An 11,853-nucleotide genomic window follows, 5' to 3' on the forward strand; every position below is an offset into this window, starting at 1 on the left:
GCAAAACAGGTGCTTCTGCCACCCTTCACCGCCTGCAACGTTGCCCGTCGCCGGCAGCGGATGCGTACTTTACGGATTCGAACGGCAGCACGCAAGGACTTTTTGCCGAGTCATCTCGAACGCACACCAAGACGCGCCCCTGCCCCGACGCAACCAGCAGGTATCCCGGCAGATCCAGGGACCTGCTCGCCAATCGGCGTAATAAAGTACGTTCAACTCTCGCCGCGCCTCGAGCCCGCAACCAGCGAATCTACGCCAAGATCGGAGATGCTACGCGCTCCGGTGAGCGTCATCGCGACTCGCACCTCCTTTTCGAACAGCTCGAGCAGATGGGCCACGCCCGACTCCCCGGCAGTAGCGAGCGCATAGACGAAGGCCCGCCCCAGCAACACGGTATCGGCGCCCATGGCGATCATTCGCACGACATCCAGCCCACTGCGCACACCGGAGTCGGCCAGGATGGCAAGGTCGCCCTTCACTGCATCGGCGATGGCAGGCAGGGCTCGCGCGGTGGAGGGCACTCCGTCGAGCTGGCGACCACCATGGTTGGAAACGACGATGCCATCCGCCCCGAAACGGACAGCGTCACGGGCATCCTCGGGGTCGAGTATCCCCTTGATGATCATCGAGCCGTCCCAGTACTCGCGAATCCACTCCAGGTCCTTCCAGGAGATGGAAGGATCGAAATTATCGCCGAGCCAGGCGATGTAATCCTCGAGCTCCGTCGGTTGACCGCGGTAATCCGATACATTGCCAAGATCATGTGGGCGACCATGAACGCCCACATCCCAGGCCCAGGACGGATGGATCACGGCCTGGAGCATGCGCCGAATCGCTGCATGCCGGCCGCTCATTCCTGAATGGGCATCACGATAGCGCGCCCCCGGTACGGGCATGTCGACCGTGAAGACGAGCGTCTTGATGCCGGCGGCCTTGGCTCGCTCCAGAACGTGGCGCATGAACCCTCTGTCTTTCAACACATAGAGTTGAAACCAGAGAGGACGATCCACTGCAGAGGCCACCTCGTCGATGGGGCATACCGATACCGTGGACAAGGTGAACGGTATGCCCTTGCTGGCGGCGGCCCTGGCTGCCTGCACCTCACCTCGTCTGGCATACATGCCTGCCAGCCCCACAGGGGCCAGGGCGACGGGCATCGCCAGGGATTCGCCGAACAGCTCGGTTTCCAGCGACAGCGTGGACATATCCTTCAACACACGCTGACGCAAGGCAATATCGGCGAGATCCTCGACATTGCGCCGCAGCGTATGCTCGGCATAGGCGCCCCCGTCGGCGTAATGGAAGAGGAAGGGTGGAATGCGGCGCTTGGCGGCTTGGCGATAGTCCGTGGCAGCTGAAATGATCATGGCGAGCTCTGGGCAATGGATGGGCCATCGACGGCTTGAGGGGCATCATGGTCGCGACGGCGACAAAATGGATAATTGGTAAAACCAATTTTAATCTTTTTACCACTGCACGTTATGGCGCGGCAGCATGGCTGTCAAACTCGCCCCTGCACGCCTCTTCCGCCCGAACTGCCTTGCGATAGGAGTTTTCTCACCCAAAAGCCCCTAGCTCGCTATTGGTAATACCAATTTTACAACGCTATCATGCTGCCCTGATGCTCGACTCCGTAGCGAAGGTCCCCGAGATGTCCTATCAACCCGTCCGCCAGCCCCGCCTCGCCGACGTCATCACCGAGCGACTCGAAAGCCTCATCCTCGAAGGTAGCCTGAAACCCGGCCAGCGACTGCCTCCGGAGCGCGAACTCGCCGAACGCTTCGGCGTGTCACGCCCCTCGGTACGCGAGGCGATACAGAAACTCGCCGCTCGCGGGCTGCTGGCCAGCCGCCAGGGCGGCGGCACCTTCATTACCGAAGCCCTCCATAATGGCTACGGCGATCCGCTGCTCGACATGCTGTCCCGTCACAATGAATTCCATCTGGATCTGCTGGAGTTCCGCGATGCCATGGAGAGCCTCTCGGCGTACTACGCCGCCTTGCGTTCCACGCCCACGGACAGGGCAATGCTGCTAGAGCGCTTCGAGGAACTCGAGGCCTGCTTCGCCAACCGCGACCCGGCGAGCGAGGCCAAGGCAGATGCCGCCTTCCACCTGGCCATCGCCGAGGCCGCTCATAACGTCATGCTGTTGCACACCATCCGTGGCATCTTCCACCAGCTCGAGCGCAGCATCGTCGACAACCTGGGCCATCTGCTCGACAAGCCCGATGCCCGGCAGCAGTTGATGGCGCAGCACCGCGCCTTGCTGGATGCCATTCTCGAGGGACGCGCCGAGGACGCCCGCACCCGTTCCCACGAGCATCTGGTATACGTGGAGGAGGGCTTGCTGGAAGTGGCCCGCGCCGAGACCCGGGCCCAGCGTTCGCTGCGCCGGGCTCAAGCCATGCCGACGGCGTCGTCCTGAGCCATGGTCGGCAGTCATCGTCTGACACGTCGCCAACGTGCCCTTCGTGTCCTGCTCGCGGGCCTGGGGCTGGCCGGCCTCGCCCTGTGCATGTGGCAGACCGCCCAGGTCGCTCGGGAGCAGGCCTTGCAGGACCTGCGTCGCGATGCCGAAAACGAACTGCGGCTCTCGGCAGCCGGTCTGGTCGGTCACCTGTCGCGCCATGACTACCTGCCGGAACTGCTGGCCTCGCGGGAAATGGTCAAGCGCTTCCTCTTCTCGCCGGACAGCCAGAATTCCATGCCGCTCAACCTGATGCTGGATCGCTTCCGCGCCACCGCCGGGGTATCCGATATTTATCTGCTCGATCATCAAGCCAACACCCTGGCCGCCAGCAACTGGCACCGCCCCAACACCTTCATCGGCGAGAACTACCACTATCGGAGCTACTACCAGGAAGCCATCCAGGGGCGCCGTGGCCACTTCTATGGCCTGGGTGTCCAATCGATGACCCGGGGCTACTACTTCTCGGCACCGGTCTGGCTGGACGAAACCGCACCGAACGCCACCCCGGACGGCGTCATGGTGCTCAAGGTCACCCTCGATGCCGTGGAGCAGAGCTGGGCCGAACAAGATGCCGAGCTGCTGGTCACCGACCGCGACGGTATCGTCTTCATGGCCAGCCAGCCGGAGCTGCGCCTGACTGCCATGACCCCGCTCAGCGACGCCGAGCGCGAGGCACTCCACGACTCACGGCGTTATGCCGACGAACCGCTCCCGCACGCCGGCATTCAAGAGATCGAACGGCGCGACCCCCGCACCCGCCTGGTCGACTTTTCCTCCGGCCCCCTTCAGGGCCAGCGCTATCTCAGCCTGACCCGTGCCATGCCTGACTTCGAGTGGGACATGCACATTCTTAAGCCGCTGACACCGGTCGTCAGTGCTCAATGGGTCTCGGCCCTGCTGGCCGGGGGCCTCTATGGCCTGGTCGCTCTGGGCGGCGGCATCGGTTGGCAGCGCCTGCGCCTGCGCCGGGAACGCGAGCGCTTCGCTGAACGCGAACGCCACACCCTGGCCCGGGTCCGCGATGAGCTCGAGCGCAACGTGGCCAAGCGTACCCACGACCTGGTGACCACCAACCAGCGACTATCCGACGAAATCGAGGAACGCCGCCGTGCCGAAGACAGCCTCCGCGAGACCCGCGACGAACTGGTACAGGCCGCCAAGCTCGCCGTGCTCGGCCAGTTGGCCGCTGGCATCAACCATGAGCTCAACCAGCCCCTGTCGGCGATCCGCGCCTATGCAGAGAACGCCCGCGCCTTCATCGAGCGTGATCGTATCGAGACCGCCGACGCCAATCTCGACCAGATCATCCAGCTCACCGAGCGCATGTCCGAGATCAGCGCCCAGTTGCGGCAGTTCTCGCGCAAGAGTGGCGACACCCTCACCGCCGTCTCCGTACCTTCCTGCTTCGACTATGCGTTGCGGCTATTCCAGGCGCGCCTCAACGAACTCGGTGTCACGGTGGAACGCCACTGGCAAGCGGAAGACATCTGGGTACGCGCCGATCCGGTGCGCCTCGAACAGGTCCTGGTCAACCTGATCGGCAATGCCCTCCAGGCCATGGCGGATACCGCCACTCCGCATCTGGTGCTGACCATCGACTCGACGCCGGAACAGGTGAAGATTCGCGTGGCCGACAGCGGCCCCGGCATCGCCGAGGCACAGCTATCACGCGTCTTCGAGCCTTTCTTCACCACCAAGTCCACGGGCAGCGGCCTGGGGCTGGGCCTTTCCATCTCGGGGCGCATCATCGACGACCTGGGTGGCCGCATCGAGGCCGACAACGCCCCTGGCGGCGGCGCTCTGTTCACCATTACCCTGCCACCCAACCCCGGGCCAGAGGCCCGCCGAACGACCGAGGAGTCATCGACCCATGCATGACAACGCGGATGTCCCGGTGATGATCATCGACGATGAGGCCCACCTGCGCATCACCGCGGGCCAGACACTCGAGCTCGCCGGCTACACGCCCCGCCCGTTCGAAAGCGCCGAGGCCGCCCTCGCGGAGCTCGAGACCGATTTCACCGGCGTCGTGGTCAGCGACATTCGCATGCCGGGCATGGATGGCATGGCCCTGCTGCGCGAGGTGCGGCGTCGCGACCCGGACCTGCCGGTGATCCTGATCACCGGCCACGGCGACATTTCTACCGCCGTCGAGGCCATGCGCGAAGGTGCCTGGGACTTCCTGGAAAAACCCTTCGCCGGCGAGCGCCTGGTCGAAATGGTACGGCGCGGCAGCGACAAGCGCCGCCTGAGCCTGGAAAACCGCGCCCTCAAGGCCGAGCTGGAAGCGCAACAATCGGCCCCCGGGCCCCGGCTCGTCGGCCGCACACCGGTGATCCAGCGCCTGGCCGCCATGGTCCAGCGTATCAGCCGCGTCGAAGCCGACGTGCTGCTGTTCGGCGAAACCGGCACCGGCAAGGACCTGGTGGCCCGGGCGATCCACGAGCGCAGCCCTCGCGGCGGCCGCCCCTTCGTCGCCATTAACTGCGGCGCGGTGCCGGAGAGCACCATCGAGTCGGAGCTGTTCGGCCACGAGAAAGGCGCCTTTACCGGCGCCCTGGAGCGGCGTATCGGCAAGTTCGAACACGCCGCCGGCGGCACCGTCTTCCTCGACGAGATCGAATCGATGCCGCTGGCCTTGCAGGTCAAGCTGCTGCGTGTCCTGCAGGAGCGCAGCGTCGAGCGCCTGGGCTCCAACCAACCCGTGCCGCTGGATATCCGGGTCATTGCCGCCGCCAAGATCGACCTCAAGGCCGCCGCCGAGGCCGGCGAATTTCGCGAGGACCTCTACTACCGGCTCAATGTGGTGACCCTGCCGATCCCGCCGCTGCGCGAACGCCGCGAGGACATCCCGCTGCTGTTCCAGCACTTCGCCGCCGTGGCCGCCAGCCGCAGCAGCATGGAGGCCCCGCCCCTCGACGCGGCGGGCATCTCGGCACTGCTCGCCCACGACTGGCCCGGCAATGCCCGAGAACTACGCAACCTCGCCGAGCGTTACGTGCTGCTCGGCGTAACGTGCGATTATCGTCTCGACATGCTGATGGAAGGCGTAGGCAACAACGGCGCCGAGCTATCCCTGCCCGAACAGGTCGAACTGTTCGAGAAACAACTGATCAGCCAGGCCCTGGCCCGTCACCACGGCCATGTCACTGACGTCTGCGAGCACCTGGGGCTGCCCCGCAAGACGCTCTACGACAAGCTGAGACGCCATAATCTAAAGGCCGAGCACTATCGCCACAGCGCCGAACCCTGAGCCCATAACTCCCCCAGGGCCGACCACGGCGGCAGCCAGGGAATCGTGCTACAGGCAAGCAGCAGCATCAGGACGGAATTGATCGGCTCGCGATAGTCGAACAGCTTGAAGGCACTGCCGAAGGAACGCTTGATACGCGTCCCGGCCAGATCGACGCTGTACAGCTCATCGAGCAACAGGTGAATCAAGCACCCCAGCACCAGCGCCAGCCCCTCAACCCAGGCCAGCCAGGCCGGCTGTTCGAGCAACCGATAGCTCGCCGCGCTGGTCGCCAGCCCGCAAAGACCGGCCGCCAGCAGTGAGTGCCAGATGCCACGGTGGACGGAGAAGCGCTTGAAGACCGGCGCCAGCACATAGCGCACACCGATATAGAGCCCCCCGCAGGTCATCAACAGGGCGCCCGGCGTCAGCCAGGGACGCAACAGCACGGCGCCGGCGGCCACGGCCAACACGGCCGCCACACCGAAGATCAGGCGCACCGAATGAGAATGATCGGAGTCGATATCCGGCAGGATGCCGCCGAAGGCGGTCAGCACCATCACCGGCAACGTCTGCAGCGACGACCAAAGGTCCGCCTGCCAGCCAGCCAGGGCCAGCAGGCCACCACCGCCCGCGGCGACACTGAGGTGGGTTCGAAAATCGGCCATGCCGGGGCGCCTCGATAACTGGATAAACATCCATTATCGCCCAGAACCCTCATGCAGAACAATCGGTTAACACGCCCCGGAAGCGATCGCCGCATACGGCGTCGCCCCACGGTCAGCCGGCGGCTTCCAGGTATTCATCCTTGAGCTTGACGTAGTTGCCGGCGGTATACGGGAAGAAGGCACTCTCCTTGTCCTTGAGTGGCCGCAACGCCTTGGCGGGATTGCCGGCATAGACGTGGCCGCCGGCCAGGTGCTTGCCCGGCGGCACCACGGCGCCGGCGGCGATGATCACCTCATCCTCGACCATGGCGCCGTCCATGACGATGGCGCCCATACCCACCAGGATGCGATCACCCAGGGTGCAGCCATGCAGGATCGCCTTATGGCCGATGGTCACCTCATTGCCGATGGTCAACGGAAAGCCATCGGGATTGAACTCGCTGGCGTGGGTGATATGCAGCACGCTGCCGTCCTGCACGCTGGTCCGCGCCCCGATGCGGATACGGTGCATGTCACCACGGATCACCGCCATGGGCCATACCGAGCAATCATCGCCCAGCTCCACATCGCCCAGCACCATGCACTGGGGATCGATGTAGACCCGCTCTCCCAGTTGCGGCGTGACACCACGCCAGGCTCGCAGGGTCATCGTCTCGCTCATCGGGTACCTCCCGTCGTCAGATCAATCCGGACACCAATACTACCAGCGTCAGCGGAATCGACACCCAGCGCACGAGATTCCGCCAGACGCTGAACCCGAGCGGGCCGGCGTCCAGGGCACGCGAAGCGACGGGCGCGGGCAGCACCCAGACAGCGAAAATCGCGATCAGCAAGCCGCCCATCGGCAGGAAGATCTCCGGCGGAATGGTGCTGACCAGGGCGAAGGCATTCATGCCGAACAGAATCTCGACATCGGCCATGGTCGAAAAGGAGAGCACCGACAGCAGACCCAGCGACCAGACCGTCAGACCGACCACCGCCGCCGCCTTGCCTCGGCCCAGCCCCCAGCCTTGAAGGGTCGCGACCATGGGCTCGGCGAGATTGATCGACGATGTCCAGGTCGCCAGCAGCAGCAACAGGAAAAACAGCGACAGCCAAAAGGCGCCGAAGGGCAGGTCGGCGAAGGCCACCGGCAGAGTGACGAACATCAACCCCGGTCCTTCGCCGGGATCCATGCCCTGGGAGAACACCACCGAAAAGATGGCGATGCCGGCCAGCAGCGCTACCGCCACGTCCAGGACCGCCACCGATGCCGCTGCTCGGGAAAGGCTCTGATGATCCGGCATGTAGGCACCGTAGGCCATCAGCGCACAGGCACCCACCGCCAGAGTGAAGAAGGCGTGGCCCATTGCATGCACCATCACCATCGGCGTCACCGCCGACAGGTCCGGCTTGAACAACCAGGACACTGCCTCCCCGAAACCACTGGTGGTAGCCGCATGGCCCGCCAGCACCAGCAGCAGCAGATACAGCAACGGCATCAGGAAGTTATTGAGCCGCTCCAGACCCTTGGTCACCCCCGCGGCGACCACCAGCATGGTCATCACCAGAAACAGGGTGTGGTTGAAGGCCATGAGTGCCGGGTCAGCGAGGAAAGCATCGAAACCGGCGCCGATTTCGGCGGCACTGCGTCCGACGAACTCGCCATTGACCGCCTCGACGAGAAACTCGATGGACCAGCCCGAGACCACCGAGTAAAACGACAGGATGCAGAACACCGTGAAGGCACCGAACAGTCCCAGCCAGCGCCAATGACCGCTGGCCCCCGCCTCGGAGGCCAGATGGCCGAGCGACTGCATCGGACTGCGGCGCCCGGCCCGGCCGATCAGGATTTCGGCCATCATGACCGGAACCCCCAGCAGGATCACGAAGGCCACATAGAGCAACAGGAAGACGGCCCCGCCGTTCTCGCCGGTAATGTAGGGAAATCGCCAGATATTCCCCAGCCCGACGGCGGCCCCGGTCACCGCCAATATGAAAGCGCGGCGGCTGCTCCAGCGCTCCAGGGTCTCGTTCATTGCCAATCTCCGGCCAGGGTGGAAAAGTCGCCAAGACTCAGCGCTGTCCGAAAAGCCGGTGAGCGAAGGTTAGACAAGGCGAAAAGCTACAAGAACGCGGAGTTTACCAAGAGTAACGGCGCATTTTGAGTGGATTTTCAACGCCGCATGACCGAGCGCAGACGCTTCTGGACAATGTCTGACACATTGAAACCCGCCACGACCGCCCGCATCTAACAGGGCATTCCCATCATCAACCGAGGTGCGCATGTCCACGAACCCACTGCTCGACGCCCACTCGCTTCCCCCCTTCGCCGAGATCAAGCCCGAGCACGTGGTGCCGGCCATCGAGACCCTGCTGGCGGAAAACCGCGAGGCCATCGAGGCGCTGGTCGCCCGGGCCGAGCGCGAAACGCCCCGCTGGGACACTCTGGCCGCGCCCCTGGAAGCCTTCAATGACCGGCTTTCCCGCGCCTGGTCGCCGGTGTCGCACCTCAACGGCACCATGAACAACCCGGCCCTGCGCGAGGCTTACGAGCAGAGCCTGGGCATGCTCTCCGACTACACCACCTGGCTCGGCCAGCACGAGGGCCTGTTCCGTGCCTGGCAAGCGCTCAAGGATGGCCCGGCCTGGGCAGAGCTCGACGAGGGGCAACGCCGCACCGTGGAGAATGCCCTGCGTGACTTCCGTCTGGCCGGTGTCGACCTGCCGGCCGACAAGAAGCAGCGCTACGGCGAGATCCAGGCCCGCCTGTCGAGCCTGGCCAACACCTTCTCCAACCAGCTGCTCGACGCCACCCAGGCCTGGCATCTGGTGCTGGATGACGACAGCCGCCTGGCCGGCCTGCCGGAAAGCGCCCTGGCGACCCTGGCGGCCAACGCCGAGGCCAAGGGACAGCAGGGCTACCGCATCACCCTGGATTTCCCCAGCTTCTTCCCGGTGATGACGCACGCCGACGACCGCGAGCTGCGCCGCGAGGTGTACACCGCCTTCGTCACCCGCGCCTCCGAGACTGGCCCCAACGCCGGTGAGTTCGACAACGCCCCCGTCATGGAGGAAATCCTCGCCTTGCGCCGCGAACTCGCAGAGCTGCTGGGCTTCGCGACCTATGCCGACTATTCGCTGGCCACCAAGATGGCCGATTCCCCGCAAGGCGTGATCGATTTCCTGAACGATCTTGCCGAGCGCGCCGTGCCCCAGGCACGGGAAGAATACGCCGAGCTGGCGGCCTTCGCCCGCGAACAACTGGGCCTGCCCGAGTTGGCGTCCTGGGACGTGGGGTACGTTAGCGAGAAGCTGCGTGAGGCGCGTTACGCCATTTCCGACGAGCAACTACGCCCCTACTTCCCCGCCCCCCAGGTGGTCAACGGGTTGTTCAAGGTCGTCGAAAAGCTTTACGGCGTGACCTTCGAGGAGGACACCGAAGCACCGCGTTACCATCCCGACGTGCGCTTCTTCCACATCATGGAACAAGGCACGCCAATCGCGGGCTTCTATCTGGATCTCTATGCCCGTGAAGGCAAGCGGGGCGGGGCCTGGATGGACGAGTGCCGCGTCCGCCGGGAAGAGAATGGCTCGCTGCAACTGCCGGTGGCCTACCTGACCTGCAACTTCACCCGCCCCGTGGGCGATGCGCCGGCCCTGCTGACCCATGACGAGGTCACCACCCTGTTCCATGAATTCGGCCATGGCCTGCATCACATGCTGACCCGCCAGACCATCGCCGATATCTCCGGCATCAACGGCGTGGCCTGGGATGCCGTCGAACTGCCCAGCCAGTTCATGGAGAACTACTGCTGGGAGCGCGAAGGCCTGGACCTGATCGCCGGCCACGTGGAAACCGGGGAGCCGCTGCCCGACGAGCTGTTCGACAAGCTGCTGGCGGCCAAGAACTTCCAGTCCGCCATGGGCATGGTGCGCCAGCTGGAATTCTCCCTGTTCGACTTCCGCCTGCACCTCGAGGCCAGCACGCCCAGCGCCGCCGACATTCAGGCACTGCTCGACGAGGTTCGGGACAGCGTCTCGGTGGTGCCACGCGTCGACTTCAACCGCTTCCAGAACGGCTTCGGTCACATCTTCGCCGGTGGTTACGCGGCGGGCTACTACAGTTACAAGTGGGCCGAAGTCCTGTCCGCCGACGCCTGGAGCGCCTTCGAGGAAGCCGGCATCTTCGACCCGGAGACCGGGCGGCGTTTCCGCAGCGAGATTCTCGAGCGTGGGGGCTCCCGGGACGCCGCCGAGCTGTTTCGCGCCTTCCGGGGCCGCGAGCCGAGCGTCGAACCTCTGTTGCGCCACAGCGGCATCCGCGCCGCCTGAGTTTCGCCCCACCGTATCATCGCGCCGGGACGTCCCGGCGCCGCGTCACCAGGAGGCCTCATGGCCACTCAGAAACGCTTCATCGCCGGCGCCATCTGCCCCCGCTGCGCCGAGATGGACCGCATCCGCAGCTGGGAACAGAACGGCATACGCTATCGCGAGTGCGTCAGTTGCGACTTCTTCGAACAACTGCCCATCGAGGAGGAAGCCCCTCCCGAGCTCGAGACCCGGATCAGTCAGTCCCAGGAAGAGCAGACATCCCAGTCCGATGACCTGCAGACCGTACGAATCCTCGATCCCGGTCAACGGCACTAGGTTCGCCGCTTATAGCTCCCTGATCCAGATATTGCGAAAGCTGACGGCGGCATCGTGATCCTGCAAATAGAGCGGAGCACAGCCGTGCGCCTCGTCGTATGAGGGCGCCCCGATCCACTCGGTGGTACGGTACCCTGGATTTCCACGTGGTTCTGGACCAGCACGCCGTTGTGCAGCACCGTCGCGAAGGCGGGAGACTCGAGCTCTCCCGCGTCATCGAAACGTGGCGCAGTGTAGATGATGTCGTAACTCTGCCACTCGCCGGGAGACCGCGAGGCATTCACCAGGGGAATGTGCTGCTTGTAGATCGACGCCGCCTGGCCATTCGGGTACGTCGCGTTATCGTACGAATCGAGCACTTGTATCTCGTAGCGTTCCTGCAGGAAGACGCCGCTATTGCCTCTGTCCTGGCCGTCCATGCCGGCGATGTCCTCGGGAGTTCGCCACTCGAGATGCAACTGCACGTCGCAGAAGTCCTCCCGGGTACGAATTCCCCCTGATTCCGGCTTCACCGTCATGGCACGGTTCTCGACCCGCCACGGCGCCGCCCCGCCATCCTCGGCTTCCCAGGCATCGAGATTCGTACCATCGAACAGCACGGTCGCATCCGAGGGCACTCCGTTGGCTGGAGCCTGCACCGGTTCGGGTACCGGCTCCCAGACTTCCGTCTTCTCGGCTTGCTGCCAGGGCTCGAGTTCCTGGTCGACATCATCGGCCGCGACACAGGCCGCGGAGACCAGGCTGCCGCAGGCGATCAGCATCAAGCCGCGCGGCGCAAAGGGGCGTAGATATTCCATCATGCTATCGTTCCTCCTGGAAATTGGAGCCATTGCCTTGAAGCCTGCACCTGACGC

Annotated in this window: 10 protein-coding genes; 5 read left to right on the forward strand and 5 right to left on the reverse strand. The window is 64.6% G+C overall.

Going from position 1 to position 11,853, the window contains the following annotated elements; genetic code table 11:
* Positions 1–212: 212 nt before the first annotated feature.
* Positions 213–1,367, reverse strand: a complete 1,155-nt coding sequence (lldD, locus tag FZZ93_RS06330; RefSeq protein ID WP_149321489.1) for an FMN-dependent L-lactate dehydrogenase LldD — start codon at positions 1,365–1,367, stop codon at positions 213–215.
* A gap of 284 nt (positions 1,368–1,651) precedes the next feature.
* Here lldD and FZZ93_RS06335 point away from each other — a divergent pair, with 284 nt between their 5' ends.
* From FZZ93_RS06335 to FZZ93_RS06345, 3 genes are read left to right on the forward strand one after another with little or no spacing between them, the layout of a single operon-like run.
* Positions 1,652–2,425: a GntR family transcriptional regulator gene (locus FZZ93_RS06335; protein ID WP_149321490.1), complete on the forward strand. Its 774-nt coding sequence runs from the start codon at positions 1,652–1,654 to the stop codon at positions 2,423–2,425.
* Between the two features lie 3 nt (positions 2,426–2,428).
* Entirely contained in the window at positions 2,429–4,348 is a 1,920-nt protein-coding gene (locus FZZ93_RS06340) for a sensor histidine kinase (protein ID WP_149321491.1), read from the forward strand.
* Positions 4,341–5,723, forward strand: coding sequence for a sigma-54-dependent transcriptional regulator (locus FZZ93_RS06345; protein WP_149321492.1), 1,383 nt, complete (start codon positions 4,341–4,343; stop codon positions 5,721–5,723). Before FZZ93_RS06340 ends, FZZ93_RS06345 begins: the two co-directional genes overlap by 8 nt.
* Here FZZ93_RS06345 and FZZ93_RS06350 read toward each other — a convergent pair.
* From FZZ93_RS06350 to FZZ93_RS06360, 3 genes are all read right to left on the reverse strand, one after another.
* Positions 5,699–6,370, reverse strand: coding sequence for a metal-dependent hydrolase (locus tag FZZ93_RS06350; RefSeq protein WP_149321493.1), 672 nt, complete (start codon positions 6,368–6,370; stop codon positions 5,699–5,701). The genes FZZ93_RS06345 and FZZ93_RS06350 overlap by 25 nt on opposite strands.
* A 112-nt stretch (positions 6,371–6,482) precedes the next feature.
* Entirely contained in the window at positions 6,483–7,031 is a 549-nt protein-coding gene (locus FZZ93_RS06355; protein WP_149321494.1) for a gamma carbonic anhydrase family protein, read from the reverse strand.
* A gap of 16 nt (positions 7,032–7,047) precedes the next feature.
* Entirely contained in the window at positions 7,048–8,388 is a 1,341-nt protein-coding gene (locus FZZ93_RS06360) for a sodium-dependent transporter (RefSeq protein ID WP_149321495.1), read from the reverse strand.
* A gap of 247 nt (positions 8,389–8,635) precedes the next feature.
* Between FZZ93_RS06360 and prlC the strand changes: the two genes are divergently transcribed.
* Complete coding sequence (prlC, locus tag FZZ93_RS06365) at positions 8,636–10,684, forward strand: oligopeptidase A (RefSeq protein WP_149321496.1); 2,049 nt, start codon at positions 8,636–8,638, stop codon at positions 10,682–10,684.
* A 60-nt stretch (positions 10,685–10,744) separates the two neighbouring features.
* Entirely contained in the window at positions 10,745–10,999 is a 255-nt protein-coding gene (locus FZZ93_RS06370; RefSeq protein ID WP_149321497.1) for a YheV family putative zinc ribbon protein, read from the forward strand.
* Here FZZ93_RS06370 and FZZ93_RS06375 read toward each other — a convergent pair.
* Complete coding sequence (locus FZZ93_RS06375) at positions 10,996–11,799, reverse strand: 3-keto-disaccharide hydrolase (RefSeq protein ID WP_246146127.1); 804 nt, start codon at positions 11,797–11,799, stop codon at positions 10,996–10,998. The two genes, FZZ93_RS06370 and FZZ93_RS06375, sit on opposite strands and share 4 nt — an antisense overlap.
* Between the last annotated feature and the right edge of the window lie 54 nt (positions 11,800–11,853).

The sequence above is a fragment of the Halomonas eurihalina genome (genome assembly GCF_008274785.1).
Lineage (GTDB): Bacteria > Pseudomonadota > Gammaproteobacteria > Pseudomonadales > Halomonadaceae > Halomonas > Halomonas eurihalina.

Coding starts and splice junctions, on each gene's coding strand:
- FZZ93_RS06360 (WP_149321495.1), bottom strand. CDS start 8,388: ATGAACGAGACCCTGGAGCGCTGGAGCAGCCGCCGCGCTTTCATATTG.
- FZZ93_RS06355 (WP_149321494.1), bottom strand. CDS start 7,031: ATGAGCGAGACGATGACCCTGCGAGCCTGGCGTGGTGTCACGCCGCAA.
- FZZ93_RS06375 (WP_246146127.1), bottom strand. CDS start 11,799: ATGATGGAATATCTACGCCCCTTTGCGCCGCGCGGCTTGATGCTGATC.
- FZZ93_RS06340 (WP_149321491.1), top strand. CDS start 2,429: ATGGTCGGCAGTCATCGTCTGACACGTCGCCAACGTGCCCTTCGTGTC.
- FZZ93_RS06345 (WP_149321492.1), top strand. CDS start 4,341: ATGCATGACAACGCGGATGTCCCGGTGATGATCATCGACGATGAGGCC.
- FZZ93_RS06335 (WP_149321490.1), top strand. CDS start 1,652: ATGTCCTATCAACCCGTCCGCCAGCCCCGCCTCGCCGACGTCATCACC.
- prlC (WP_149321496.1), top strand. CDS start 8,636: ATGTCCACGAACCCACTGCTCGACGCCCACTCGCTTCCCCCCTTCGCC.
- lldD (WP_149321489.1), bottom strand. CDS start 1,367: ATGATCATTTCAGCTGCCACGGACTATCGCCAAGCCGCCAAGCGCCGC.
- FZZ93_RS06370 (WP_149321497.1), top strand. CDS start 10,745: ATGGCCACTCAGAAACGCTTCATCGCCGGCGCCATCTGCCCCCGCTGC.
- FZZ93_RS06350 (WP_149321493.1), bottom strand. CDS start 6,370: ATGGCCGATTTTCGAACCCACCTCAGTGTCGCCGCGGGCGGTGGTGGC.